This window comes from Embleya sp. NPDC050154 (genome assembly GCF_044460165.1).
Taxonomy (GTDB): Bacteria; Actinomycetota; Actinomycetes; order Streptomycetales; family Streptomycetaceae; genus Embleya.
Window position 1 is genome coordinate 43,458 of sequence record NZ_JBITJP010000036.1, and the last position, 25,604, is coordinate 69,061.

Here is a 25,604-nt window from a genome sequence, read left to right on the forward strand (position 1 = left end):
AGCTTAGAGGTGCGCGGGAATGAGGTGGGACAGCGCTGGTGCACGAGCTGAGGAGGCGGTTGTGGCGAGTGAGCCGAATCTCGGACTCGCGGGGAAGGAGCCGTTGTTTCCCATGCCACCGGTAACCGAGCAGGCGCTGCGGGTGGCAGTGCTCTCGCTCGATCCGGTCGCGGCTGTTCGCTTCGAGCAGGAATTTCACGGTGTCTGGCAGGAGGCCGTGCAGACCGACAGCACCGTGCCCATGCACACATTCCTTCGACGCTGGGCCGTGTTCGTCGCGTTGCGGCGCGTGCCCGCTCCGGGCGCGTCGGCTACGCGAACTCGAACAGACGATCGCCGACGCGGACAGTTTGGCAGCCGCCCGTCCGGCTGCGGCCGAGATGGCCGCGATGTTGGACGAGGCCGCCCGCGAAGCCGCCGCGTGAACGACTGGACCTGAGAATACGAACCCGACGCAGAGCATGTGATCGGCAGGTCGCCCGAACCCGGAACGGGTCCGGTCCCACACCGCGAGTGGTGTGGGACCGGACCCGTTCCGGTTGGTGACGCGTCAGACGCCCGCGTACGAGTGCAGCCCGTTCACGAAGATGTTGACGCCGTAGTAGTTGAACAGGAAGCAGGCGAAGGCGACCAGGGAGACGATCGCGGCCTTGGTGCCCTTCCAGCCGGCCGTGGCGCGGGCGTGCAGGTAGGCCGCGTAGGCGACCCAGGTGATGAAGGACCAGACCTCCTTGGGGTCCCAGCCCCAGTAGCGGCCCCACGCGTTCTCCGCCCAGATCGCGCCGCAGACGATGGCGAAGGTCCACAGCGGGAAGATGATCGCGTTGACGCGGTAGGCGGTCTTGTCCAGGGACGCCGCGCTCGGCAGCCGGGCCAGCTTCTCGTCGAAGCGGCCGAGCTTGTCGCCGCGGGCGACCTTGCCCTCGTACTTCTGCCGGAACAGAAACAGGATCGAGGCGAGCGCGCCGATGTGGAATGCGCCGAACGAGACGATCGCGGACGCGACGTGGATCCACAGCCAGTACGAGTCGAGTGCCGGGACCAGTTGCTCGGAGTCGGTGTACAGGACCGTCACCGCGACGCCGAGCGTGGTGAGCACCGGCAGCGTGACGAACAGGCCCAGCCAGCGCACCGGGTACTTCCACAGCAGCACCAGGAAGGCCGCGACCACCACCAGCGAGACCGAGGTGGAGAACTCGTACATGTTGCCCCACGGGGCCCGCTCGACCGAGATGCCGCGCGTGAGCACGGAACCGGCGTGCAGCAGGAAGCCGAGCACGGTCAGCGAGACCGCGACCCGGCCGATCCGGTCCGCGCGTTCGTCGCCGCCGGCCACGTTGCCCTGGTCGTCGGCGCCGGCACCGTCGTGCCCGCCCTCGCGCAGCACCACGACCGGCCGCTCGGCCAGCGCGACCCCGCCGGCCGCGCCGGCCTTCGCGGCGGGCTCCAGGACCTCGACCGACAGGTCGGCCGAGCGTTTGGCCACCGCGCCGCTGCTGCCGAAGGTCCATTCCATGCAATAGGCGAAGAACGCCATCAGGTAGACGGCGATCGCCGAATACATCAGCACATTGCTGAATTGGGCGAGGTTCTCGTTGACGCCCACGCTCACTCCTTGACCTTGGTGCCGGGTGAGTTCGCCGGCGCGGCCTCGCGCAACGCGTCCACGAACTCCTGTACCTCATCGCCGAGGCCCCCACCCTCGGTGCGGGCGAGCCCGCCGACCTCGACGACCGTGTGGCCGTCGGGACCCTCCACCGCGCGCACCCACATCCGGCGGCGGCGAACGAACAGTGACAGCACGAGGCCGACGATCGCGGCCACCACGCTGAAGAGCGCGAGCCCCTTGCCGGGCTCGCTGGCGACCTGGAAGTTGGCCCAGGTCTTGACGCCGTCGAAGGTGACGGTGCCGGCGCCGTTGGGCAGTTCCACGGTGTCGCCGACCTTGAGCGCCTGGCGCCACACGTCGGAGCCGTTCATGAACTTCGACATCTTGTCGGCCTTGAGCGCGTAGATGTTCTGCGGAACGCCCGAGTCCATACCCAGGTCGCCCTCGTAACCGCTGATCAGCAGCCGGGGGTTGAGCAGCGAGGGGAACACCGAGATCGGACCGCGCCTGGGGTCGACCAGCAGGTTGCCGTCCTGGTCCACCGGCGCGCTCGGCAGGAACTGCCCGTCGAAGCCCAGTTGTTTGAGGCCGGGGCTGACGTCGGGGACCTTGATCACGCCGGTCGAGGTGCGGTTGCCGTCCTGGGGCAGGAACACGGTGGGGCCCTTGTAGGCGATCTTGCCCTTGGCGTCGCGTACGGTCACCTCCGGCGCGTAGCCGGTGGCGATCATGAACACCTTGGTGTCGCCCACCTCCAACGGGTGGTTGACCCTGATCTTCCCGGCCTTGTCCTTGCCCTCGTGCCCGTACCAGGACTCGATGTTCGCGGTGAACGACCTGGGCTCGCCGCGCTTGGCGCCGGTCGGCTGGAACTTCTGCTCGACCGACTCGAGCCGGAACCCGAAGGGCTCCAGGTTGTCCGCGTCCACGAGCGCGCCGAACTGGCGGTCGTCGTACTGGGTGAGCACGTTCGCGAAGCTGCCGCCCTCGACCACGATCTTGCCGCCCTTGACGCTGTACAGGCTGCCCAGGGCGAACGCGACCAGGATGCCGAACAGCGCGATGTGGAACAGCAGGTTGCCGCTCTCCCGGGCGTAGCCCTTCTCCGCCGCGATCGAGTCGGAGCTCGGGTTCAGCCGGAAACGGCGCTTCTTGAGCGCGACGCGCGCCGCGGCGAGCACCGTGTCCGGGTCCGCCGAGGTCTCCCAGCGCGCGTGCGCGGGCAGCCGGGTGAAGTTGCTCGGCGCCTGTGGCGGCTTGGCCCGCAACGTCTTGGCGTGCGCCCAGCAGCGCGGCACGATGCAGCCCGCGAGCGAGACGAACAGCAGGATGTAGATCGAGGCGAACCACCACGACGCGAACACGTCGAAGAGCTGGAACTTGTCCATGATCTTCGCGCGGTCGGGATGGTCCCGGAAGTATTGGCTGACCTTGATCGGGCTGACCGGCCGCTGTGGGATCAGCGTCGGCGGCGTGGCCGCGACCGACAGCAGGAACAGCAGGATCAGCGCGACCCGCATCGAGGTCAGTTGCCGCCAGAGCCAGCGCAGCCAGCCGAGCACGCCCAGCTGCGGTTGGCGGATCTCCTCGTCGCCGTCGTCCTGCGCGGGCGCGGTCGACATCCCGGCATCGGCCCTGGCCTCGGGCTTCGCGATTCCTTCGAGGTCGTCGTCGCGTGCGAGGTCGTCGTCGGTTCGGGTCTCCAGGCTCATCAGAATCCGATCGTGTATTGCCCGGCCCAGGACTGCATCTCACGCATCATCTGGTCCCACGCGCCGGTGAGCATCAGTACGCCGAGCAGCACGAGCATGCCGCCGCCCAGGCGCATCACCCAGACGTAGTGCTTCTTGACCCACCCGAACGCACCGAGCGCCTTGCGGAACGCGAGCGCGGTGACCAGGAAGGGCACGCCCAGACCCAGGCAGTAGGCCACGGTGAGCAGCGCGCCGCGATTGGCGCTCGCCTCGCTCACGGACAGGTTCAGCACCGCGGTCAGGGTCGGGCCGATGCACGGCGTCCAGCCGAGCCCGAACACCATGCCCAGCAGCGGCGCGCCGACCAGCCCTATGGCCGGCCGCTTGTGCACCCGGAACTCGCGCTGCATGCCCGGGAGAACGCCCATGAAGGACAGCCCGAGCACGATGGTGACCGCGCCGAAGACCTTGGTGATGGTCGCCTGGTGTGCCAGGAGCGTCTTGCCGAAGTAGCCGAACGCCGCGCCCATGGAGACGAACACGGCGGTGAAGCCGAGCACGAACAGCAGCGTGCCCAGGAAGAGTCGACCGCGCCGGGCATCCTTCAGATCCGCCCCGGAGACCCCGGTGACGTAGCTGACATAGCCGGGGACCAACGGCAACACGCACGGCGAGAAGAACGAGATCAGCCCCGCGAGCAGGGCGATCGGCAGGGCCGCGAACAACGACCCCGTGTAGACCGTGTTGTTCATCCCCTCGGCTGCGACGAGCACCTCGATCAGGCCTTCTCGTTCGGCACGGGCTCGTTCAGCACCGGGTCGATCATCGAGCGCAGTTCCTCGATGGTGACCGCCCGCAACACCCGCGCCGCGATCCGACCCTCACGGTCGATGATCAGCGTGCTGGGGATCGCGTTGGGGTTCAGGTTGCCGGTGAACTTGAGGATCTCGCGCGCGTCCGGGTCCCACAGGCTCGGGTAGGTGATGCCCTTGCTGTTGGTGAACGCGATCGCGTTGTCCTGGGTGGCGTCGCGGGTGTTGATCCCCAGGAACTGCACACCCTTGTCCGCGGTCTCGGTGTGGGCCTGCTGGAAGTCGGCCGCCTCGGCCCGGCACGGTGGGCACCACGAGCCCCACACGTTCAGCACCACGACCTTGCCCTTGAACTCGGCGAGGCTGATGTCCTTGCCCTCCAGCGTCTTGCCGGAGACCTTCGGAGCCGCGGTACGGTCGCCCGCCTTGGCCCGCACGATGCCGCTGTTGTCGCTGTCGACATAGCCCTTGCCGTCGCCGCTGCTCTTGCCGCCGGCACTCATCCCGCCGCAGCCGGTGAGTGCGAGCAGGGCCGCGGCGGTGAGCAGCGCGGCACGACGAGGCAGGCGGCGTGTGAGCATGTGAAAAGTTTCGCATGCCTCCGCGCCCGCTCCACGCGGGGTCCGTCGTGCCGCTGACACTGCTTCAGTTCATCCCGATTCGTCCTAAATAAATAGGGCACTATGCCCCGAATCCGCGGTTCTTCGTCCCGCCCCGAAACCGCGCCTTCGTGTCATCCCCCGAAGTCGCGGCTTCGTGTCACGCCCCGAAGCTCTTGTTCTGCGTCTTGCCCGCGAGCTTCGCCGGCAGCAGATCCCGAGCCGGTTCGCTGTAGCCGACGGAGACGATCTTGTCCCCCTCGTAGGTGAACGTGGTGAGCGACGCGAGCGAGCACTGCCGGTTGCGCGGGTCGTGCCACAACCTCCGCCGCTCGACGAAGGAGCGGGTCACCCAGATCGGCAACTGGTGGCTCACGCACACCGCCTCGTGCCCACGCGCGGCGTCCCGGGCGGCGCCGAGCGCGCCCATCATCCGCACCACCTGCTCGATGTACGGCTCGCCCCACGACGGCTTGAACGGGTTGGTGAGGTGCTTCCAGTGCGTCGGGTTCTTCAGGGAACCGTCGCCCACTCCGAAGGTCTTGCCCTGGAAGATGTTCTCCGCCTCGATCAGTCGATCGTCGGTGGCGATCTCCAGATTGTGTCGACCGGCGATCGGCGCGGCGGTCTCCTGGGCACGCTCCAGCGGCGAGGACACCACGTGCGTGATGTCGCGCTCGGCGAGGTGGTCGGCGACCCGCTCGGCCATCTTGTTGCCCAGCTCCGACAGGTGGTAGTCGGGCAGGCGGCCGTACAGGATGCCGTGCGGATTGTGCACCTCGCCGTGGCGCATGAGGTGGACGATCGTCACGTCGCGGTTGGTCTGCGGCTTCTGAGCCATCGTCAGTTCTCCTGGGCACTCGCTGCGGCGCGGGCTGCGGCCGGCAGCGCGTCGAGGATACGGTTCACGGCCGCGTCGTCGTGGGCCGCGGACAGGAACCACGCCTCGAACGCGCTCGGCGGCAGGTACACGCCGGCGTCCAGCATCGCGTGGAAGAACGCGGAGAAGCGGAACGCCTCCTGCGTGCGGGCCTGGTCGTAGTCGTGCACCGGGCGATCGGTGAAGAAGACCGAGAACATGTTCCCGGCCGTGGACACCGTGTGCGCGACGCCCTCCTTGGCCAGGGCGGCCGACACCTCGGTGCGCAGCGCGAGGGAGACCGCGTCCAGGTGCTTGTACACCGCGTCGGTGCAGTACCGCAGAGTGGTGACGCCCGCCGCGGTGGCCACCGGGTTCCCGGACAGCGTGCCGGCCTGGTAGACCGGGCCGAGCGGCGCCAGGTGCGACATCACGTCGGAGCGCCCGCCGAACGCGGCGGCCGGGAAGCCGCCGCCCATCACCTTGCCGAAGGTGAGCAGGTCGGGGACCACGCCCTCGATGCCGAACCAACCCGCCTTGGACACCCGGAAGCCGGTCATCACCTCGTCCGAGACGAACAGCGCGCCGTGCCGCTCGCACAGGGCCTTGACGCCCGCGTTGAAGCCCGGACGCGGGGTGACCACACCCATGTTGCCCGGCGCGGCCTCGGTGATCACGCACGCGATGTCGTCGCCGTGGACGGCGAACGCCGACTCGACGGCGGACAGGTCGTTGTACGGCAACACGATCGTGTCGGCGGCCGAGGCCCCGGTGACCCCGGGCGTGTCCGGCAGCGCGAAGGTGGCCAGGCCGGAGCCGGCGGCGGCCAGCAGCGCGTCCACGTGACCGTGGTAACACCCGGCGAACTTCACCACCTTGGCCCGGCCGGTGAAGCCGCGCGCGAGCCGGATCGCGGACATGGTGGCCTCGGTGCCGGAGCTGACCAGGCGGACCTGTTCGACCGGGGCGACCCGGGAGACGATCTCCTCGGCGAGTTCCACCTCGCCGGCGCCGGGTGTGCCGAAGGAGGTGCCGCGCGCGACCGCCTCGCGGACGGCCTCCTGTACGGCGGGGTGCGCGTGGCCGAGGATCATCGGGCCCCAGGAGCACACCAGGTCCACGTATTCACGGCCGTCCGCGTCGGTCAGGTAGGGGCCTCGGCCCGAGACCATGAAGCGCGGCGTGCCGCCGACCGCGCGGAAGGCGCGCACCGGCGAGTTGACCCCGCCGGGGGTGACGGCCCTCGCACGCGCGAACAGGGCGGCGGAGGCGGGTGCGGGGTTCTCGTTGACAGAGCTCACCCGGTCATGCTCTCAAACAAACCGGGCACATCCGTCGCCCGCGGCTCGCCCGACGGGTGGACCAACCACATGGGCGCCGGGGAGGGTGTGCGCGGATTCGCGTTGGTTCCCGGGGATCCGCCAACCGAAACCGGGGGCGGGGAGCAGTATGATCGGGCGACCCGGACCCGTGCCCACGGGTGAGGCATGTCCGGCGGGGTGCAGCACGAAGATCGGGGTGCGCGCGTGGCGGCGAGAACACGTCGGGGTGGGCGGTCCGGGCGACACCACCGGATAGCCGGCGGTCTCGGACCGGTGCTGGCGACGCTGTTGACGCTGGCCGGGACGGCCGCGTGCGGCGGCGGGGACTCGGACGACGACGGCAGGACCGGGCTGCGCGGCGCGCTGGATCGGGTGCGCGACGACGAATCCACCCGGGGCTGGTTCGAGTACGGCGACACGGCCGCGATCAGCAAGGCCAACGGCGGTGGTGACTTCGCCGGACCCTACGGACCGCTGATCGGCACGGGCTACCCCGACCTGGCCGCGATGCGCGATCAGGTGGCGCCGGCCCTGGGCTTCGACCCGACCAAGGCGCACGAGGCCTGGTCCGCCGGCCGACCGCCGTACCAGGGTGGGGTGTTCGTCGGCGGCTTCGACAAGGGCACCGTGCTCGGCAAGCTCCGGGAACTGGGTGGCAAGCCGGAGCCGGCCGAGCCGAGTGTGCAGCGGCTGCGTCCCGACAACGAATTGAGCCTGGACGACACGCTGGCGCAGAAACTTCCGCTGGGCATCAACCACTTCAACGTGATTCGGGTCACCGACAAGCAGATCGGCTACGGCTCCACCGGGCGCGGCGCCGACCTCGGCCGGGGCGGCACGATGCTGGGCGCCGATCCCGTCGTGCGCGCGCTGGCGAACTGCCTGGGCAAGCCGCTGGCCGCGGTGATCACCGATCGCGTCGCCGGTGGCGAGCGGGCGAACGGGCCCAGGATCGCGGTCGGGGTGAGCGGCAAGGCGGGCGTCCCGGGCACCGACGTGATGTGTGTGGCCACCGGTTCGGAGCCGGCCGCCCGGGCCGAGGCCGATCGACTGCGCACGGTGTTCACCGGCGGCGGCAAAACCGCGCAGGGGGTGCCGTGGAGCACGGTGCTGGCCGACGTGCGAGCCGAGGTGGTCGAGACGAACGTGGTGAAGATCACCGCGCGTTCGGCCGGTTCGGTACGAACGGCGGTATTCGTCAAGGCATTGAACGACCTGTCGCTCGGGCAGACTTTCTCGGGCGGGCCGCCTGGCCGGGAGTCCTGACGCATGCCGGGGCGGGACCGGTTCCGAGTGGTGCACACCTGTTACTCAACCGCGGTACGGAATGCCCGGATGACCTGCGACGATCTTCAACGAGTCCCCTCGATCACCGACCAGACCGAGACAAGCGAGCAGGGAGCGATGGCGTCGGGCGCCACGGGTGTGCGCACGTGTCACGGAGCCGACCTCGGTCGGGAGGTGCACACGTGGGCGTGACATATGAGTACTTCGGCGCACCCGATCGCGCGACCGCGGCGCGGGTGCCTCCGCTGATCGATCCGACCGACACGGTGGAACGTCCCAGCAATTCCTATGTGTCGTTCGTGAAGCCGGAGACGGTCAGCGCGATGGTGCTGTCGCTGCTGGGGGACACCCCACAGGACGCGACGCCACCGCTGGAGCTGGTCGTGCTGCATCCCGCGCACGCGGTGATGCAGCTGCCGCCGATGCTGATGGACGTACTGCGCAACGCGACCGAGGAGGAACTGGGCGCGGCGGCCTTCATCTGGTCGACGTTCCCGGACCGGCGGGTGCCGCGCGACGCCTATCTGCTGTACCGGATGCTGCACGACTGGACCAAGTTCGCCCGCGAACTGCACCACGCCGGGCACCAGTTGTACTGCCTGATGCACTCGTGACGCGGCCGGACCCGGTACACCGGAGTAGACCCCTCCTCGATTAACCCACTTGAGTTATTAACCCAAGCGGTTTAACGTGCGATCCATGACAGGGACGCACGGCGCTTCGGCGTCGGACCGCGGTGCCGGCGCACGCCTTTTGATGATCGAGGCCGCGGAACGGCTGTTCGCCGAGCGCGGCATCAACGGGGTCTCGCTGCGCGAGATCGGCGCCCAGGCCGGGCAACGCAACACCGCCGCCGCGCGCTACCACTTCGGGTCGAAGGAGGCCCTGGTGGACGCGGTCTTCCGGCACCGGATGGAGCCGGTGAACGCGCGGCGCCTGGCGATGCTCGACGAACTCGACCGGGCCGGGCACGGGCACGAAGCCCGGGGTCTGGTCGAGGCGTTCCTGTACCCGCTCGCCGACACCCTCGGCCAGGTGGGGAAACCGAGTTGGTACCTGCGATTCAGCATCCACGCCGCCTTCCTCCAGGGCACCGCGGTGCACGACCTGGCCCGGGAGGAGTGGACGCGCGGCGTCTACACCGTGCGCGAGCGCATGCTCGGCCTGCTCGCCGAGTTCCCCGCGCGCCTGCGGATCGAACGCTGGGTGCTGGTGTCGTCCTATCTCACCCACGCCCTCGCCGACCGCGAGATGGCGCTGCACCACCCCGGCGGGCGCACCCTCACCGACCGGGAGGTCTTCCTGGCGGGCCTGACCGACACCGCCGTCGCCCTGTTGCTGGCCCCGGTCTCCGCCCGGACCGAGGCAGCACTCGAACGATCCACAGAGGTCCCGGCCGACCCGGGGCCTCGCGCCGATCCGGAGGTTCGACCATGACGAGCACCATCGAACAGCCCACCTACGAGGACCCCACCCCCGCCGCGGCCGCCGCGCTCGGCCTGGAAGTCCGGCCGCTGGCCGGGAACATCGGCGCCGAGATCTTCGGCGTCGACCTGACCGAGCCGCTCACCGACGAGGCGGTCGCCGAGATCCGCGCCATCTGGTTGAAGTGGAAGGTGGTGTTCTTCCGCGACCAGCACATAACCCAGGAACAGCACAAGGCGTTCGGCCTGCGCTTCGGCGAACTCGCCCCGGGACACCCGACGTTGCCCGCCGCCTTCCCCGAACACCCGGAGATCCTGCTGCTCGACAACGAGCAACTGGGCAAGGACGCCGGGGGCGGCTTCGTGGAGAGCCGCTGGCACACCGACGTGACCTTCATCCCCAACCCGCCGACCGCCTCGATCCTGCGTGGGGTGATCGTGCCGCCGTACGGCGGCGACACCCAGTGGGCCAACCTGGCCCTGGCCTACGAGCAACTGTCCGACCCGCTCAAGGACTTGATCGACGGACTGCACGCGGTGCACCACAACACGCTGCCGATCAAGCGCGGCGAACTGCCGGGCGCACTCGCCAAGCGCTTCCTCGGCGACGGGCTGCGCGCGGTGCACCCGGTGGTGCGCGTGCACCCGGAGACCGGCGAGAAGGTGCTGTTCGTCAACCCGAACTTCACCAGCCACATCCTGGAACTGACCCGGCAGGAGGGCGCGCACATCCTGGAGATGCTCTACGCGCACATCGCCGACGCCGCGTTCAGCGTGCGCTTCCGCTGGCAGCCGGGCAGCATCGCGTTCTGGGACAACCGGGCAACGGTGCATCTGGTACCCACGGACGTGCCGCCGGGCATGCGCCGCTCGATGCAGCGGGTGACCCTCCAGGGCGCCAACTCGGTCGGCCCGGACGGCGCGGAATCCTACGTCCTGAACACCTGAGCACCCCGAGGGACACCGATCGACCCCGCGCGTCCGGATCCGACGCTCCGCCACCTGACGGGGCGTCGGATCTGCCGGTCGGACATCAGCGAGGGGGCTTGTCGGGTCGGCCGATTCGACGCGATGCTGTTCTCCGGGTGGCGTTTGTGCACCACCCGTTTTGCGCCCTCGCTAGATGCGAGATCGCTGCCGACAGCCTTGGGGGGCGGCCGATGCCGACACGGGACCCGATGTTCCAGGGGCGCAGGCTCCGAGCGTTTCTTCGCCAGACACGCGAGGCGTGCGGGTACATCCAGCGGGACGTGGCGCTGGAAATGGATTGGTCGCTCTCGAAGCTGATCCGGATCGAGACCGGCCAGGTGAACATCTCGACCACCGACCTGAAGGCGCTGCTCCAGCACTACGGCGTGGTCGAGCCCGCCCGGGTCGCCGAGTACATCGACATGGCCAGGGCCTCGAAGCAGCGCAGTTGGTGGTACCAGTACCGCAACCACATCACCAACGAGTTCAAGGTGCTGCTCGGCTACGAGTCCTCGGCCACCGTCATCCGCAACTTCGAACCGCTCCTGGTCCCCGGCCTGTTACAGACCGAGGAATACGCGCGCGAGGTGCTGCGGATCATGTCCCCGCCGGACACCCCCGGCCTGGACGACCTGGTCGCACTGCGGATGGAGCGGCAGGAGCGGCTGATCCGACCGGACGGCCCGGCCATGCACTTCATCGTGGACGAGAGCGTGATGCACCGCACCGTGGGCAACGCGGCGGTGATGCGCAACCAGATCCGGCGGATGCGCGACTTCGGGGAGTGGCCGAACATCACCCTGCGGGTGATCCCGTTCTCCGCCGGCCTGTACTCGCGGGCCCGGATCGCCTACCAGCTCCTGGAGTTCCCGGACATCGAGGACGAGGCGGTGCTGTTCATCGAGAACCCCTCGGGCGACATGATCATCCGCGAGGGCAACCAGGAGGATCCGCCGGCCGTCTCGCCGCTGTCCTATCTGGAAACGTTCTGGGGCATCGAGCAACTGGCCTCGCGCGACCTGGCGCCGGCCCTGCTGGACACCGCCCTCGAACGCTTCGCCCCCGCCGCGGGACACCCGCCCACCGGCGGCGAGTAGACCATGTGCGGACGGCGTAGTGGCAGCAGGCCGGCTGCCTGCACGCGCGCTGCCAGGATGCGAGTTGAATACATCCCAAGAGCCACTTGGCTGATTGCGCGTTCCTGCGCATAATGACAAGAGGTATCCGTTGCTCGATGTCGATGAGCAGCACGGTTTCGCGGCGGCCACCGCGGAGCTTCGAACGAGTTGTTCCGAAGTCGGATTTCATGACTTTTCGGGGCAACTCGTTCTTTTTTGCATCGTCCCTCGCATAGCAGGATCGCCTCACTCTGGCGGAAGCGGACATCCCCATGCACAATCACAGATGAGGGCATAATCGCCGTCCACCCCGCCCCTGCACGGTACCCACCGTCGCCACGAAAGGACGCCTGATTAGGGAAAGGGGGTGAACTCGTGCAGGACGACTTCGAGAGGATGCTTCGCGTGATCTTTCTGCTGGTAGCCGTGGCCGCGGTGACAGCAGGAGCGCTCTATTACACGCTCCGGGCCGCCGGTCTGCTCACTCTCATCGCGTAACGGATACCAACCCACCGGGCCCTGTGCCCATGTCATTCGCGGCCTGCCGTAAGGCAGGCCGCCTCGCATGTCCGGGCTCGACCTACCGAATGCGATGGGCCGAACCCGGTCGGCCTGCGGCGTTCGGAGTTCAGACCGACGAGCGGCCGGCCTCGGCGAGGAAGGTCCCCCAGGACCGGGCCCCGAAGGCCAGGCGAGGCGCGGGCGCCTTCGAGTCCCTGACCTGGACCTCGTCGGCCAACCTTGCCTCGACGCAGTTGCTCGTTGCGCTCGCGCTGCTCTTGCGCCACGCACGTCCCAGCGGATCGAACTCCGCCATGACTTGCCTCCGAATAGGGCCGATGGAAATAGGAAAGCCGCCGGTCGGATGGTTCCGTGCAGGGTCGACACCTCTGCGGGTTGACCGACTTCGAGGGCGCGCGCATAGCTTAGCGCCCGACCTCGGCCGTGCGTGAAATCCGGCCACACCCATCCGTATGAAATCCACCGTCGTCGCATGGCGAATTGCCAGGTGGCGGATTGCACCGTCGCTCACCCGTTCGCAGCATTCCCGACCCGCCCGGTTATGACCGGCGAACGGGAGAGAGCGAAAGCCGTGAATTCGGAACATCAGGGTCCGGATCCGTTCTTTCCCAGTCGATTCCGGAGGCTGTCGACCAATCGGAGGAACGCGTCCGTGGGCGGGACCCGGTCCGGGTCGATGACGGTCACGTGGACCACCGCCACCACCGGACCGCTGCGCACGATGCCCCAGTCCACGTACTGGTCCTGGCTGTTCACCAGGCCCTGGGTGCGCCACACGCTGCCGTCCCGGTCCAGCGCCTTGATGCTGGGCGCGCCGTCCGCCGCCGGGTTGGGCTGGTTGGTCGGACACGCGCCGCCCAGGCCGCCGGTGAGGTCGCTCGCCGCCACCTCGGCGGTGCGCTCGTCCGGGTAGCGGACCAGGACGACCAGGCCGCCGCCCTGCCCGTCGTGCAGGTACAGCCGTTCCCGGGTCTGCACCGCGCCCAGTGCGGAGATGGTCTTGGTGGTGCACGGGCCCAGTTCGTCGGCCATCGCCTGCCGGGTCTCCACCACGCGCCAGTTCTCGTACGCCCCGGCCACCACCGGGAACTCCTGCGCGGTCGGATAGAAGGTGTCGCTCAGTTCCGTCTGTGTCGTGGTCACCGGGCTCGCCACCGGCAGCGACGCGGCGGCCTGCCGGCTCCGGGGTCGGGAGTCGTCGGACCCGGTACTCACCAGCGTCACCCCGCCCGCCAGCACCGCGAGCGAGGCGGCGCCGATCAGGACCCGGTTGCGCAGGCGCCGACGGCGGACCGCCTTGTGGATGCCCGCGACCGGCGGCAGCGGGACCTGCGGGGCGATCCGGACGACGAGTTCACGAAAACGCTCGTCGAGCCGCTCGACGTCGTGGTCGTCGTCGTCCGCGTGCTCAGGGCTGTGCCGCATGTCCGAACTCGCCATTCCCCACTCGATCGGGCCTTACCGACCCGACAGGCCGTTCCGCATTCGACAGGTGTTCAGTTTGACGTATGGGCCGAGCGCGATGGTTCCCGGCCGCTCGGGCGCTCATCCCGCCTTGCGGGTCAGCGTGCCCCGCGACTCGCTGGTCCCCACACTGGCCGGCGCGACATAGGAGAGCGTGGTCGGGCTCTGTTCCTTGAGGATCACCCGGCCGTCCGCGCAGCCCTGGTTGCGGGTCAGGTGACTGGTCAGTTCGACACCGGTGTCCGCGCCGACCGAGAGCAGTTCCAGGTCGGACTCGCAGTCGGCCTGCTCGCCGAACAGGCCGGTCGCGGTGAGCTTGCTGACACCCACCTTCTTGTCGCCCACCTTCCCGCCCGTCAGCGTGAGGGTGACCGTGGACACACTGCCGAGCTGCGATGTCATCGTCCCGGACCAGGTGCCCTCGTAGACGCTCGGCAACGTGCCCGAGCCGGTCGGCGGCGAGGTCGATGTGCCGGGCCCGCCGGCACCTTCCCGGGCGGTGGACGGGTCGTCCTCGTCCCCGGTCCACGGCCGCAGCAGTACCGCCGCCACGACGCCCGCGATCAGCACTGCCGCGAGCGTGATCAGCCACGGCCGACGCCACCAAGGACGCGGTGCGGCGGGCTGCGGAGCCGCTCGCAGCATGTAGGTCTCGGGTGCAGGTCCCGAAGGCGGCGAATCCGCGGCCGCCGAGCCCGGGAATGTGAGGTTCGAGGGCGGCGAATGCGCGGGCGAGGTCTGCGCGGGCTTCGTGGACGCGGCGTCCGACCCCGCGTACGTCCCGGCGTACGTCGCCGAGGCCGCCGTCTCCGTTGGGCGGTCGTCCCCCGTGGGCGCCCCGCTCCCGGTGGCCACGAACGTGCCCGCGTCCGGCGCGCCGTCCTCGTCGAGTTCGAGCAGTTCGATCGCTCGCCGGGACAGCGCGGTGGTCAGGTCCGGCGGCAGCCAGTTGCCGGCCACCAGGTCGCGCGTACCGTCCGGCGCGAGCGCCGCGAGCAGTTCCGCCGGGGTCGGCCGGGACGCGGCGTGCTTGGTCATGCACGCGGCGACGATCTCCCGCAGCGCGGCCGGCACCTCGTCCAGGCGCGGCTCCTGCGCGACGATCCGGTACATCAGGGCCTGACCGCTGCCCTCGCCGAACGGTCCCGCGCCGGTCGCGGCGAACACCAGCACCGAGCCGAGCGAGAACACGTCGCTGGGCGGCCCGATGTCGCGCCCGTCGACCTGCTCGGGCGACATGAAGCCCGGCGACCCGACGGTGTGCCCGGTGCGGGTGAGCACCGACGCGTCCATCGCGCGCGAGATGCCGAAGTCGATCACGCGCGGCCCGTCCAGGGACAACAACACGTTCGACGGCTTGATGTCCCGGTGCACCAGGCCCGCCCCGTGCACCGCGACGAGCGCCTCGGCCAGGCCCGAACCGAGGGTGCGCACGGTCTCCTCGGGCAGCGGCCCCCGCCCGGCGACCGCCTCGTACACGCTGGGTCCGGCCACGTAGCCGGTGACCACCCACGGCGTCCCGGCCTCGGTGTCGGCGTCGAGCACCGGCGCGGTCCACGCGCCGCCTACCCGCCGCGCCGCGTCCACCTCGCGGCGGAAACGCTCGCGGAATCCGGGGTCGTCGGCCCATTCGGCACGAACCACCTTGATCGCGACGATCCGCCCGCCCCGATTGCGGCCGAGGTAGACCCGACCCATGCCGCCCGCCCCCAGCACGCGGAGCACCCGGTAGCCGCCGATCCGCCGCGGATCCTCGGGCTCCAGCGGTTTCACAGGACATCCCCCTCGTCGGCCGGCAGTTGGCCAGAGAATACGCGGCTGTCCGCATTTGGGGGGTCCCGGACGGCCGGTCCGGGCCGGATCCGAGGTGCTTCCCTCGGGTCCGGGCCCGGACCGGCGGTCGGCTCAGAACTCGACGGGCAGCGCGATCAGACCGCGGATGAAGGAGGACGGGCCGTGCGCGAGGTCGGCGTTCGGGGCCAACCGCAGGTCGGGCAACCGGCGCAGCAGTTCCTCGAAGGCGACCCGGATCTCCAGGCGGGCCAGCGAGGAGCCGAGGCAGAAGTGCGGGCCGGTGCCGAACGCGATGTGCTGGTTCGGCGTGCGGAAGGCGTAGAAGCGCTCGGGATCGGTGAACACCTCGGCGTCCCGGTTGGCGGCCCCGTACAGCATCATCACGATCGAATCGGCCGGGATCACCGTGCCGTGCAGTTCCACGTCACGTGTCGTGTGCCGGGCCATGTTGACCACGGGAGACACCCAGCGCAGCGATTCCTCGACCGCGGACGGGATCAGCGTGGGGTCCTCGCGCAGCCGGGCGAGCTGGTCGGGGTTGGCCAGCAGTGCGGCGATGCCGCCGGAGATCACGTTGCGGGTGGTCTCGTTGCCGCCCACGAGCAGCAGCAGGGACTCGCCGATCAGCTCGTCGAAGGACAACTTCTCGCCGTCGATCTCGGCGCCGACCAGGATCCCGATCAGGTCGTCGGAGGGGGTCTTGCGGCGGTCCTCGATCACCTGCGTGGTGTAGGCGACGTATTCGGTAAACGCCTCGCCCGCCTTGTGGCTGAGCTCGCCGCCGTCGGAGAGCATCACCATCACGTCGGCCCAGTGCTGGAGCTGGTCGCGGTGCTCGGCGCCGACCCCGAGCAGTTCGCCGATCAGTGTCATCGGCAGTGGCGCGGAGAACTGCCGGACCAGGTCGGCGCCGGGGCCGGCCGCGATCATCGCGTCGATCAGCGAGGTCACGATGTCGCGGACGTGCTCCTCCATCGCGGCGATCTGCCGGGGGGTGAAGCCCTTGGAGACCAACTTGCGGCGGCGGTAGTGGGTCGGGTCGTCGGAGTCGATCATCGACGGCTGCGGGTAGCCGATCGGGCGCGAGCCCTTGGCCGAGGAGAACAGCTCGGGGTTGCGCTCGGCCCAGGCCAGGTCGGCGTGCCGACTCAGGCCCCAGACGCCGGCGCGCTCGCTGTAGTACACCGGCGCGTGTTCGCGCAGCCACGCGTAGTCGGCGAACGGGTCACCGGCGTACCAGTCCCGGTCGAGCAGGTGGATGTCGCGGATCGTGGGAGCCGTCATGGCAAGCCTCCGTGGTGATCACGTGTCGAGCGGAACGAAGAGTCGGACGGCGGTACGCATCAGGTCCTGCACCTCGTCGAGCGCGCGGCCGCGGGCGGTGAGGCTGACCAGACCGGAGAGCAGCACGTGGCCGAGCACCACCTCGATGTCGCGCCGCCGGTCCCCCGCGGCGCCGTCCTCGGGGTCGGCCGGCTCACCGAACGCCAGGCCGGTGATCCGGTGGATGCTCTGGTGGAAGGTCTCCTGCGATTGACCGGCGGACGGATCCGGGGCGGTCGCGGCCCGCACCACGGCCTCGGTCAGCAGCCGGTTCTCCGCGCTCACCTCGACGATCCGGCACAGCAGCGCGGCCAGCCGGCCGGCCGGGTCCGCAGGCAGCGGTCGGTCGGCGAGTTCGTCGGCGAGTTCGCCGATCCACAGCGCGGACACCTCGCTCAGCAGGTGGTTCTTCGAGGTGAAGTAGCGGTACACGGTGGCCCTGGCCACCCCCGCGCGATCCGCGACGTCGTGCATCGTCACGGCCGCATAGCCCCCCTCCAGCGCGAGGTCGCACGCGGCGCGCACCAACCGCTCGCGCCGGGCCTGTTGGTCGCGGGTGAGCGACCTGGTGAGAGTGATCGTCGAGCTGGTGCGGGGTTCGGCCACGGGAGAGCCTGTCCTCTGGGGTCGTGCTTCGGGGGTTGGTACCGCGGGCTTGGTACCGGGCCGGGCGCTCGGGGCGACGCGACCGCGGGCGGTGCGCCGACTCGTTCCGCGGTGATCTTGCCTACGGATGAGACGGAAGTCTAGTCTGACGTCTCGTCAGATCTAGTGAGAACGTGTTTCAGTATTTGCCTCGACCGCACGCCATTGGCCCCGACGAACGCTGGAGCTGCCGTGACCGCCAGACAAGGACCGCTCGCGGGCATCCGGGTGGTGGAGTTCGTCGGCCTGGGGCCGGGTCCCTTCTGCGGGATGCTGCTCGCCGATCTGGGCGCCGAGGTGCTGCGCGTGGATCGCGCGGACGAGGCCCGCAAGGGCTACGCGAAGCCGCCGCGCAATCCGATGAACCGCGGCAAGCACTCGATCGCGATCGACCTCAAGCACCCGGACGGGGTCGGGTTCGCGCTGCGGCTGCTCGCCGACGCCGACGCGCTGATCGAGCCGTTTCGGCCCGGCGTGATGGAACGCCTGGGCCTGGGCCCGGACGTGGTCGCCGAGCGCAACCCGCGGCTGGTGTACGGCCGGCTCACCGGCTGGGGACAGACCGGGCCGCTGGCCCCGGCCGCCGGACACGACATCGACTACATCGCGCTGGCCGGGATGCTGGAGCCGATCGGCCGGGCCGGGCAGCCGCCGAGCATTCCGCTCAACCTGATCGGCGACTTCGGCGGCGGTGGCCTGCTGCTCGCCTTCGGCCTGGTCGCCGCGCTGCTGGAGGCGGGCCGATCGGGGCGGGGCCAGGTGGTGGACGCCGCGATGATCGACGGCGCCGCGACGCTGGGCGCGACCTGGTTCACCATGGGCGCCGCCGGGATGCTCGGCCCGCGCGGGACCAACATGCTCGACGGCGGCGCACCGTTCTACGACGTGTACGAGACGCGGGACGGACGGTACGTCGCGGTCGGCGCGATCGAACCCAGGTTCTGGGCCGAGCTGATCCACCGACTCGGCCTGGCCGAGGACCCGGTGTTCGCCGACTTCGCCACACAGCACGACCCGGCGCACTGGCCGGCGATGAAGGCCCGCCTCGCCGAGGTGTTCGCGGGCCGCACCCGGGACGCGTGGTGCACGCTGCTGGAGGGCACCGAGACCTGCTTCGCCCCGGTGCTCTCCCCCGCCGAGGCTCCCGCGCATCGCCACCACGTCGAGCGCGGCACCTTCCTGCACGCCGACGGCCTGCCCGAGCCGGCGCCCGCGCCGCGCTTCTCCCGCACCCCCGCCGCCGAGCCGGCCCGGCCGGTGCACCCGGGCCCGGCCGCGACGGGCGGCGACACCGACGCCGCGCTGGCCGCATGGGGTGTCGCCGCGGCCGACGTCGAGCGCCTGCGCGAGGCCGGCGCGGTCGTCTGACGCCGCATCACCACCAGTACGGGCAACACGTATCAGTTCAGGTATCAGGCAGGGGACCGCATGGAACTTCACGAAGCGCTGTACACCACGCGCGCGATGCGCAGGGTCGCACCGGATCCGATTCCGCACGAGGTGCAGGCCCGCCTGCTGGACGCGGCGGTACGCGCGCCCAGCGGTGGAAACGCCCAGAACTGGCGTTTCCTGCTGGTGGACGACCCGGGCGTCAAGGGCCGGATCGGGCCGCTGTACCGGGAGGCGATGGACTCCCTGTGGAAGACGATCTACGCACCGCGCGTGGCCGCCGCCGAGGCGGATCCGGACAGCGCGGAGAGCCGGTCCTTCGTCCGCACGCGGCGTTCGTCGCAGTGGCTCGCGGACAACTTCGAGCGGATCCCGCTGTTCATGTTCGGCTTCGTCCGACAGGACCCCACCGGCGGCTCGATCTTCCCGGCGGTGTGGAGCGCGATGCTGGCCGCGCGCGCCGAGGGCGTGGGCAGCGCGCTGACCGCGGTGCTCGGGATCACGCACCGGGACGCGGTGCTGGAGGTGCTCGGGGTGCCGGCCGACCAGGGCTGGCACATGGCCTGCTGCGTGTCGTTCGGCTATCCCACCGGCAAGTGGGGTGTCGCGCCCAGGACTTCCCCCGACGAGGTGGCCTATCGCAACGGCTGGGGCGAGCCGATCGGGTTCGAGGTACCGGCACCACTGTGGCCGGCCGACGGTGCGGCGTACGTGCCCACCACGTTCGAAGGAGATGCCCGGTGACACGTGCCGACCTGCCACTGCGGGACACGGTGGCGCTGGTGACCGGAGGTGGGAGCGGGATCGGGCTGGGCTGCGCGCGGCGGTTCGCCGCCGACGGCGCGCACGTACTGATCGCGGGCCGCAGCGAGGATCGACTGCGGGCCGCGGTGGCCGAGCTGGACAAGGACGCGGCCGCCGGCGTGCGGGTCGCGTACGCGGTGACCGATGTGACCGACGAGGGCCAGGTCGAGGCGGCGGTGGCGACCGCGGCCGAACTCGGGTCGCTGCGCGCCGTGGTCGCCTCGGCGGGCGGCAACTCCACCATGGGTCCGCTGACTTCGATCGACACCGGCAAGTGGCGCGAGACGGTCGAGCTGAACCTGACCGGCACGATGCTCGTGCTCAAGCACACCGCCCGGTTGATGGCGGCGGCCGGCGGCGGTTCGTTCGTGGCGATCTCCTCGATCGCCTCCTCGACCACGCACCGCTGGTTCGGCGCGTATGGCGTGAGCAAGGCCGGCATCGACCACCTGGTCCGGCTCGCGGCCGACGAACTGGGCGCGAGCGGCGTCCGGGTGAACAGCATCCTGCCCGGCCTGGTGGCCACCGAGATGGTCGACGCGGTCACCCGGGGCGGCCCGGTGCTGGAGGACTACCTGGCCTGCACCCCGCTGGGTCGGGTCGGACAGGCCGACGACATCGCCTCGCTCGCGGCCTTCCTGGTCGGCCCCGAGTCGACCTGGATCACCGGCCAGAACATCAACGTGGACGGCGGCCACCACCTGCGTCGGGGTCCGGACTTCCGGGCCTTCCTGGAGCCGGTCTTCGGCGCGGACGGTCTGCGCGGCATCGTTGCGGAAGGGAACTGACAATGACCCAGCGGGTGTTCAACCTGGCGGACCTGTTCGAGGTCGTGGTGGACGCGTGTCCGGACCGGCTCGCGCTGGTCGCGGGCGAGGTCAGGCTGACCTACCGCGAGTTGGACGAACGGGCCAACCGTGTCGCGCACGCGTTCGCCTCGGCGGGGCTGGCGGTCGGCGACCACATCGGCATCTACTCGCGCAACCGGGCCGAGTGGCTGGAGGCGATGATCGGCGCGTTCAAGGCGCGGATGGTGCCGATCAACATCAACTACCGCTATGTGGAGGAGGAACTGCGCTACATCGTCGACAACGCGGACCTGGCCGCACTGGTCGTCGAGCGCGGCTATCTGCCCAATGTCGCGGCGGTGCGGGCGGACGCGCCGGCGCTCGCGCACGTGTTCGTGCTCGCGGACGAGTTCGACGAGAAGCTCGACGACACCGTGGACTACGAAGCGGCGCTCGCCGCCGAGAGCGGTGCCCGCGACTTCGAGCAGCGCTCTCCCGACGACCGGTACGTGGTCTACACCGGCGGCACCACCGGCTTCCCCAAGGGTGTCGAGTGGCGCTCGCACGACATCTTCTGCTCGGCGATGGGCGGCGGCAACTTCGGTGGCGAGCCCATCACCGACCCCGAGCTGCTCGCCGACAAGGCCCAGGGCGCTCCGCTCGTGCAGATGTTGACCACACCCCTGATGCACGGCAACGGCCAGTGGGTCACCTGGATCACCCTGCTCAGCGCGGGCACCGCGGTGTTGTGGACCGGCCTGCGCTACGACCCGGCCGAGATCCTGCGCGCCGTCGAACGCGAGGGCTGCGTCACGATGATGCTGGTCGGCGACGCGATGGCGCGCCCGATCGCGGACGCGCTGGAGAGCGGCGGCCACAAGGTCGAGACGCTCAAGGTGATCGGCTCCGGCGGCGCGCTGCTGTCCCCGTCGGTCAAGGCCCAGCTCACCCGGCTGATCCCCGGCCTGTACATCGCGGACAGCTTCGGCGCCTCGGAGTTCGGCGCGGGCAGTTCGCAGACCCCGGGCGGCCGATTCCCGCTCAAGCCCCAGACCGCGGTACTCGGCGAGGACCTGCGCCCGGTCGGCGTGGGCGAGAGCGGCCGGATCGCCCGGACCGGGTACATCCCGATCGGCTACTACAAGGACCCGGTCAAGACCGCGGACACCTTCCACGTCGACCCCGACGGCGTGCGCTGGGTCATCCCCGGCGACTTCGCCCGGGTCGAGGACGACGGCGACGTGACGCTGCTCGGACGCGGCTCGGTGTGCATCAACACCGGCGGCGAGAAGGTCTTCCCCGAGGAGGTCGAGGGCGTGCTCAAGGCGCATCCGGCGGTCTACGACACCGTCGTGGTCGGCGTCCCGGACGCCCGCTTCGGCGAACGGGTGGCCGCGGTCGTGTCGCTGCGCCCGGGTCACACGCTGACCACGGAGGACCTGGCCGAGCACGCCCGCGGCCGGCTGGCCCGGTACAAGATCCCGCGCGACCTGGTCACGGTCGCCGAGGTGCCGCGCACGCCGGCCGGGAAACCGGACTATCGGTGGGCGAAGGCGACGGCCGTGGCGGCGCTGTCGGGCTGAGGTGGTCGGGGCGGCCGGGGCGCGACGGCTTCCGGGCGCGGCGGAGTCGCGGGCGCGGCAAGGGCGCACGCGTGGGCGCCGGCGAGGGGGCGCGGGCACGGCGAGGCGGTTGTGCCGCGGGCGGGATCCCGCGGCCCGACCCGCTTCACCTATCGTGGCCCCATGACCGTCCCCCACCAGCGCCCCGGACTGCTCGCGACCGGAATCCGCTGGAACGAGGGTCGACCACACCTGGTGCTGACCGACCCGGCCGACGAGCAGACGCTGCACCCGCTCGCCCCCGGGACCACCGCCGGTTGGCGACTCTCCGGTCCGCGCACGTGTGTCGGCATCCGGCGCAAGACCGGTCGCCGCGTCGTGTGTCCCACCCTCGCGCCGCTGCCGCCCACGGCCGCCCGATCGCAGTGCGACGCGTGCGCGCTCGCCGATCCGGGTCGAAAGCTCGCGCGCGACCAGGCGATGGACGACCCGCGCCCGTTCTCGCTCTACCTCGCGTGGTTCGGCCCCGGCCTGGTCAAGGTCGGCCTCACCGCCACCGAACGCCGCGCGGCCCGGCTCGCCGACCAGGGCGCGCCGATGTTCACCTGGCTCGCGCACGGCCCGCTGGTGCCGATCCGCAGCACCGAGCGCAAGTGCTCGGCCACCGGCACGGTCCGCGAACGTATACCGCACCGGGCCAAGGCGGCGGCCTGGTGGCGCACCCGCACCCCCGGTCCGCCGGCCGAACTCGCCGAGGCGCACGCGCGGTTGACCCCGCTGCTGCCGGACACCCTGACCCCGGCCGGGTGCGACATCCAGGACCTGACCAGGTTCTACGGCCTGACCGACCCGCCGCCGCCGACCCGGGACCAGGTCGCCGCGCTCAGCCAGGACGCGGTGCTGCACGGCGAGTTCACCTGCGTCGCGGGTCACGACGCGCTGGTCACCACGGACACCGGCCCACTGTTCGTGGACCTGCGCCTGCTCACCGGCTGGCGGCTCACCCCGGATCGCGGTCGCACCTCGGGCGTCACGGTCAAGCCGCTGGACACCGGGATGGCGCCGGACGGGTCGGTACAGGAAGGGCTGTTCTAGGGCCCTGCCGAAGGTCGTTCGCCAGGGCACTGCCGAACGACGTTCGCCCGGCCGCGGTCCCGGAGGCCGGGGCGGGGCAACGCCTCAGACCCGCGACACGGCGGGGCACGCGCCCGGATCGGTGTCGGCGTCGATCGGCTTGCTGCGGTCGTACGGGTCGATCGTCGCCGGGGCGTGGCTCGGACCCCGGAGGTCGTCTTCGAACTCCGGGCGCACGAAGCCGTCCAGGCGGGTGCACGAGCTGTTCGCGATGTCGGCGTCGACGTTCCCCAAGGCGACCCGGCCGCGTACGGTGGCCTGATACGGAGCCCGGTAGACCTTCGTCTCCATCATCCGGCGGACCACCGAGCGGGTGACACTCGCGCCCGAACCGCTGCCCGCCTTGGCCACCGGGTAGACGAACGAGAAGTCGGCGTGCACCGTCAGGGTGCCCTCGCGATCGGTGTCGTAGGTCATGACGCCGTTCACCTTGACCACCCGGCCGACCAGCTCGACATCCTTGGGATCGAATCTGGTCAACCACGACCGCGCGTTGTCGCCGTCCGATCGATTCGCGATCACCGCGTTCTCGATCCGCGCGGCGGCCCCGTCAGTCGGATCCAGCAGGCCGAGAAAGGTGGTCGGTCGGCCGCCCGCGAGCACCTCGCGGTCCAGATTGCCCGCGATCAGCAGCCGACGGGTCACCTCCAGCGCCTCGGTGACCTCGGCCGCCGAGTACCCCGGTACGGACTTGACCTCCGGCAGGGTCAACCCCGCCTCGTTGTCGGCGTAGTTCACCGCCGGCGAGCCCGCGAACGGGTTCGTCCTGGTCGGCCGATTCGGGTCCGCGTTCCGCCGATCCGCCGCCGTCGACGGCACGGAGGTGGCGATGCCGGTGACCGGCGGTTGCACCATCGGGTCGTCCGCGGTGGCCGTGTTGGATCCGCTGAACCAGCCGTACACCCGGTCCGGGGCGGCGGCGAAGGCCACCACGGCGAGCACCGCGGCGAGCACCAGGATCGTGCGGAGCGGGCGCCGCCCACCGCGCCGTTTGGGCCCGTCGGCCCGCCAGGGCACATGCTCCGGCGGCTCCTCCGCCCACTTGCGAGCGAGCATCCGCGCTCGCGCGGACCCCTCGACCCGGGTCGCGCCCTTGACGAAATTCTCGTCGAAGACATACCCCTCGAACGGGTCGTTCGCGGCGGCCCCACCCGACGCGTCACCCGACTGACCATCCGTCCGGTCGCGGCCGTCGCCTGCGTCCCGGTCCCCCTGTGTTCCGACACGCGAGCAAGATATCGATGCCAACCGACACGTCCGATCAAGGGTCGCGCAAATCACGTTTCCCTTCGAAAACAACGGTCTCGCGCTACGGCATCGCCGTCGCCCACACGGTCTTCGCCGAGCGGGCCGCGCACCCGAACCGGAACCGGCGCGTGTCCGCGGGCGTGACCGCGGACGCGGCTGCGGGCGCGGGCGCGGGCGGGAGCGTGGCCAAGGACGCCGCCGCCGCGTCATCCGGGTGGGGCCGGGTCCGTAGCAGTCGCCGGGTCTGGGCGACCGTGATGCGAGGTGTCACGCGCTTGCCGTTCGGTTCGGTGCGGTCGCTGCGTTCATGCGATCAGGCCCGGCGGGGGTCCACCCGGCGGAAGACGTCCACCAGTGCGCGGGACACCGTGGACTCGGGATCGGCGAGGTCCAGGATCACGTCGAAGTGGTTGCGGTCGGGAATCACCACGGGCTCGGCGCCGGGCGTGATCCGCTCCCGGAAGTCGCGGGTCTGCGTGTGGAAGCCGGCCGCCTCGCCCTCGGCCGCGATCACCGTGACCGGCAGATCGGTACGCAGCGGGAGCAGCGCGGGGCTGAGCGCCTCGGCGCGCGACTCGTCCAGGTGCAGCCAACCGTTGGCCGCCGTGGCCAACAGCGGGCGCAGGTCGTACAGGCCGCTGAAGAGCACGGCGCCCTTGATCGCGTCGGCGGGCAGGTCGTACCCGGCCTGCCATCCCTCGACCAGCGTGGTCGCGGCCAGGTGCCCACCCGCCGAGCTGCCCGCCACGACCAGCCGGGCCGGGTCCAGGCCGTACTCGCCACCGTGGTGGTGGATCCAGGCGACGGCGGCGCGCACCTGGCGGACGATCTCCTCCAGCGTCGCCTCCGGGGCGAGCGTGTAGTCGACGACGACGGTCGCGATCCCTTGCGCGTCCAGCATCCGCGCCATGAACGCCGAGTCCAGGCGGGACAGTGCCCGCCAGTAGCCGCCGTGCACGAACAGCAGGACCGGTCGCGGCGCACCGCCGGCGGCGGCGCCCCACACGTCCAACACCTCGGCGCTCTCCGGGTCGTAGCGCACCCCGGCGGTGCCGATGAGTCCGTCCACCGCCAGATCCGACTCGGCCCGGTACCGCGCCATCAACCGCGCGAACCCCTCGACCCCGACCGTCCCTCGGGCGTCGTAGGCATGATCGAGATCCGGATCGATCTCCCGGACCACTTCACCGGAGGTGGACTGCTCGCTCGGGTCGTACACCACGTCTCCTTCGCCGCCG

At 70.5% G+C, this 25,604-nt stretch carries 24 protein-coding genes; 11 read left to right on the forward strand and 13 right to left on the reverse strand.

The genetic code is table 11. The annotated features are described in order from the left end of the window. The first annotated feature begins 61 nt into the window (after positions 1 to 61). Positions 62 to 439 carry a hypothetical protein gene (locus ACIBSV_RS45090; protein WP_395873330.1) on the forward strand — a complete coding sequence of 126 codons (378 nt, stop codon included), beginning with the start codon at positions 62 to 64 and terminating at the stop codon, positions 437 to 439. A gap of 111 nt (positions 440 to 550) precedes the next feature. Here the strand turns inward: ACIBSV_RS45090 and ccsB are convergent, their stop codons facing one another. The 6 genes from ccsB to hemL form a co-directional block, all read right to left on the reverse strand. After that, on the reverse strand, positions 551 to 1,564 hold the full coding sequence (gene ccsB, locus ACIBSV_RS45095) for a c-type cytochrome biogenesis protein CcsB (protein ID WP_395873384.1): 1,014 nt from the start codon (positions 1,562 to 1,564) through the stop codon (positions 551 to 553). A 44-nt stretch (positions 1,565 to 1,608) separates the two neighbouring features. After that, positions 1,609 to 3,321, reverse strand: a complete 1,713-nt coding sequence (locus ACIBSV_RS45100) for a cytochrome c biogenesis protein ResB (RefSeq protein WP_395873331.1) — start codon at positions 3,319 to 3,321, stop codon at positions 1,609 to 1,611. Continuing rightward, positions 3,321 to 4,055 carry a cytochrome c biogenesis CcdA family protein gene (locus ACIBSV_RS45105; RefSeq protein WP_395873385.1) on the reverse strand — a complete coding sequence of 245 codons (735 nt, stop codon included), beginning with the start codon at positions 4,053 to 4,055 and terminating at the stop codon, positions 3,321 to 3,323. Before ACIBSV_RS45105 ends, ACIBSV_RS45100 begins: the two co-directional genes overlap by 1 nt. Positions 4,056 to 4,081: 26 nt before the next feature. After that, positions 4,082 to 4,696, reverse strand: a complete 615-nt coding sequence (locus ACIBSV_RS45110) for a TlpA family protein disulfide reductase (RefSeq protein ID WP_395873332.1) — start codon at positions 4,694 to 4,696, stop codon at positions 4,082 to 4,084. A gap of 178 nt (positions 4,697 to 4,874) precedes the next feature. Further along, positions 4,875 to 5,555, reverse strand: a complete 681-nt coding sequence (locus ACIBSV_RS45115; RefSeq protein WP_395873333.1) for a histidine phosphatase family protein — start codon at positions 5,553 to 5,555, stop codon at positions 4,875 to 4,877. 2 nt (positions 5,556 to 5,557) lie between these two features. Beyond that, on the reverse strand, positions 5,558 to 6,874 hold the full coding sequence (gene hemL / locus ACIBSV_RS45120; protein WP_395873334.1) for a glutamate-1-semialdehyde 2,1-aminomutase: 1,317 nt from the start codon (positions 6,872 to 6,874) through the stop codon (positions 5,558 to 5,560). 294 nt (positions 6,875 to 7,168) lie between these two features. On the opposite strand from hemL, the gene ACIBSV_RS45125 reads away from it, so the two are divergent. From ACIBSV_RS45125 to ACIBSV_RS45145, 5 genes are all read left to right on the forward strand, one after another. Then, positions 7,169 to 8,161 (forward strand): hypothetical protein, encoded by a 993-nt coding sequence (locus ACIBSV_RS45125; protein WP_395873335.1) that lies wholly within the window; start codon positions 7,169 to 7,171, stop codon positions 8,159 to 8,161. Between the two features lie 203 nt (positions 8,162 to 8,364). Then, entirely contained in the window at positions 8,365 to 8,796 is a 432-nt protein-coding gene (locus ACIBSV_RS45130) for a hypothetical protein (RefSeq protein ID WP_020556484.1), read from the forward strand. Between the two features lie 85 nt (positions 8,797 to 8,881). After that, positions 8,882 to 9,619 (forward strand): helix-turn-helix domain-containing protein, encoded by a 738-nt coding sequence (locus ACIBSV_RS45135; RefSeq protein WP_395873336.1) that lies wholly within the window; start codon positions 8,882 to 8,884, stop codon positions 9,617 to 9,619. After that, on the forward strand, positions 9,616 to 10,554 hold the full coding sequence (locus ACIBSV_RS45140; RefSeq protein WP_395873337.1) for a TauD/TfdA dioxygenase family protein: 939 nt from the start codon (positions 9,616 to 9,618) through the stop codon (positions 10,552 to 10,554). The genes ACIBSV_RS45135 and ACIBSV_RS45140 overlap by 4 nt, the downstream gene beginning before the upstream one ends. Before the next feature lie 230 nt (positions 10,555 to 10,784). Beyond that, positions 10,785 to 11,672 (forward strand): helix-turn-helix domain-containing protein, encoded by an 888-nt coding sequence (locus ACIBSV_RS45145; RefSeq protein ID WP_395873386.1) that lies wholly within the window; start codon positions 10,785 to 10,787, stop codon positions 11,670 to 11,672. A gap of 649 nt (positions 11,673 to 12,321) precedes the next feature. On the opposite strand, the gene ACIBSV_RS45150 is transcribed toward ACIBSV_RS45145, so the two are convergent. The 5 genes from ACIBSV_RS45150 to ACIBSV_RS45170 form a co-directional block, all read right to left on the reverse strand. Further along, positions 12,322 to 12,510 carry a DUF397 domain-containing protein gene (locus ACIBSV_RS45150; protein ID WP_395873338.1) on the reverse strand — a complete coding sequence of 63 codons (189 nt, stop codon included), beginning with the start codon at positions 12,508 to 12,510 and terminating at the stop codon, positions 12,322 to 12,324. Positions 12,511 to 12,800: 290 nt separating this feature from the next. Further along, complete coding sequence (locus tag ACIBSV_RS45155) at positions 12,801 to 13,640, reverse strand: hypothetical protein (RefSeq protein ID WP_395873339.1); 840 nt, start codon at positions 13,638 to 13,640, stop codon at positions 12,801 to 12,803. A 120-nt stretch (positions 13,641 to 13,760) separates the two neighbouring features. Continuing rightward, a complete protein-coding gene (locus ACIBSV_RS45160; protein ID WP_395873340.1) occupies positions 13,761 to 15,452 on the reverse strand; it encodes a serine/threonine-protein kinase in 1,692 nt (563 codons plus the stop codon). 132 nt (positions 15,453 to 15,584) lie between these two features. Further along, positions 15,585 to 16,757, reverse strand: coding sequence for a cytochrome P450 (locus tag ACIBSV_RS45165; RefSeq protein WP_395873341.1), 1,173 nt, complete (start codon positions 16,755 to 16,757; stop codon positions 15,585 to 15,587). 18 nt (positions 16,758 to 16,775) lie between these two features. Further along, on the reverse strand, positions 16,776 to 17,402 hold the full coding sequence (locus tag ACIBSV_RS45170) for a TetR/AcrR family transcriptional regulator (RefSeq protein WP_395873342.1): 627 nt from the start codon (positions 17,400 to 17,402) through the stop codon (positions 16,776 to 16,778). A 231-nt stretch (positions 17,403 to 17,633) separates the two neighbouring features. Here ACIBSV_RS45170 and ACIBSV_RS45175 point away from each other — a divergent pair, with 231 nt between their 5' ends. From ACIBSV_RS45175 to ACIBSV_RS45195, 5 genes are all read left to right on the forward strand, one after another. Continuing rightward, on the forward strand, positions 17,634 to 18,809 hold the full coding sequence (locus tag ACIBSV_RS45175; RefSeq protein WP_395873343.1) for a CaiB/BaiF CoA transferase family protein: 1,176 nt from the start codon (positions 17,634 to 17,636) through the stop codon (positions 18,807 to 18,809). A 60-nt stretch (positions 18,810 to 18,869) separates the two neighbouring features. Beyond that, the gene (locus ACIBSV_RS45180) at positions 18,870 to 19,574 is read left to right on the forward strand and encodes a nitroreductase family protein (protein ID WP_395873344.1); all 705 of its coding nucleotides are present in this window, start codon (positions 18,870 to 18,872) and stop codon (positions 19,572 to 19,574) included. Further along, a complete protein-coding gene (locus ACIBSV_RS45185; RefSeq protein WP_395873345.1) occupies positions 19,571 to 20,422 on the forward strand; it encodes an SDR family oxidoreductase in 852 nt (283 codons plus the stop codon). Before ACIBSV_RS45180 ends, ACIBSV_RS45185 begins: the two co-directional genes overlap by 4 nt. Positions 20,423 to 20,424: 2 nt before the next feature. Then, positions 20,425 to 22,005: an acyl-CoA synthetase gene (locus ACIBSV_RS45190; RefSeq protein ID WP_395873346.1), complete on the forward strand. Its 1,581-nt coding sequence runs from the start codon at positions 20,425 to 20,427 to the stop codon at positions 22,003 to 22,005. 162 nt (positions 22,006 to 22,167) lie between these two features. Next, a complete protein-coding gene (locus tag ACIBSV_RS45195; protein WP_395873347.1) occupies positions 22,168 to 23,079 on the forward strand; it encodes a DUF2797 domain-containing protein in 912 nt (303 codons plus the stop codon). An 84-nt stretch (positions 23,080 to 23,163) separates the two neighbouring features. Here ACIBSV_RS45195 and ACIBSV_RS45200 read toward each other — a convergent pair whose 3' ends face one another. Continuing rightward, on the reverse strand, positions 23,164 to 24,174 hold the full coding sequence (locus ACIBSV_RS45200; protein ID WP_395873348.1) for a hypothetical protein: 1,011 nt from the start codon (positions 24,172 to 24,174) through the stop codon (positions 23,164 to 23,166). 505 nt (positions 24,175 to 24,679) lie between these two features. After that, positions 24,680 to 25,585 (reverse strand): alpha/beta hydrolase, encoded by a 906-nt coding sequence (locus tag ACIBSV_RS45205; RefSeq protein WP_395873349.1) that lies wholly within the window; start codon positions 25,583 to 25,585, stop codon positions 24,680 to 24,682. Positions 25,586 to 25,604 lie beyond the last annotated feature (19 nt).

Coding starts and splice junctions, on each gene's coding strand:
- ACIBSV_RS45155 (WP_395873339.1), bottom strand. CDS start 13,640: ATGCGGCACAGCCCTGAGCACGCGGACGACGACGACCACGACGTCGAG.
- ACIBSV_RS45180 (WP_395873344.1), top strand. CDS start 18,870: ATGGAACTTCACGAAGCGCTGTACACCACGCGCGCGATGCGCAGGGTC.
- ACIBSV_RS45100 (WP_395873331.1), bottom strand. CDS start 3,321: ATGAGCCTGGAGACCCGAACCGACGACGACCTCGCACGCGACGACGAC.
- ACIBSV_RS45145 (WP_395873386.1), top strand. CDS start 10,785: ATGTTCCAGGGGCGCAGGCTCCGAGCGTTTCTTCGCCAGACACGCGAG.
- ACIBSV_RS45200 (WP_395873348.1), bottom strand. CDS start 24,174: ATGCTCGCTCGCAAGTGGGCGGAGGAGCCGCCGGAGCATGTGCCCTGG.
- ACIBSV_RS45165 (WP_395873341.1), bottom strand. CDS start 16,757: ATGACGGCTCCCACGATCCGCGACATCCACCTGCTCGACCGGGACTGG.
- ccsB (WP_395873384.1), bottom strand. CDS start 1,564: ATGTATTCGGCGATCGCCGTCTACCTGATGGCGTTCTTCGCCTATTGC.
- ACIBSV_RS45110 (WP_395873332.1), bottom strand. CDS start 4,696: ATGCTCACACGCCGCCTGCCTCGTCGTGCCGCGCTGCTCACCGCCGCG.
- ACIBSV_RS45135 (WP_395873336.1), top strand. CDS start 8,882: ATGACAGGGACGCACGGCGCTTCGGCGTCGGACCGCGGTGCCGGCGCA.
- ACIBSV_RS45140 (WP_395873337.1), top strand. CDS start 9,616: ATGACGAGCACCATCGAACAGCCCACCTACGAGGACCCCACCCCCGCC.
- ACIBSV_RS45150 (WP_395873338.1), bottom strand. CDS start 12,510: ATGGCGGAGTTCGATCCGCTGGGACGTGCGTGGCGCAAGAGCAGCGCG.
- ACIBSV_RS45105 (WP_395873385.1), bottom strand. CDS start 4,055: ATGAACAACACGGTCTACACGGGGTCGTTGTTCGCGGCCCTGCCGATC.
- ACIBSV_RS45195 (WP_395873347.1), top strand. CDS start 22,168: ATGACCGTCCCCCACCAGCGCCCCGGACTGCTCGCGACCGGAATCCGC.
- ACIBSV_RS45190 (WP_395873346.1), top strand. CDS start 20,425: ATGACCCAGCGGGTGTTCAACCTGGCGGACCTGTTCGAGGTCGTGGTG.
- ACIBSV_RS45115 (WP_395873333.1), bottom strand. CDS start 5,555: ATGGCTCAGAAGCCGCAGACCAACCGCGACGTGACGATCGTCCACCTC.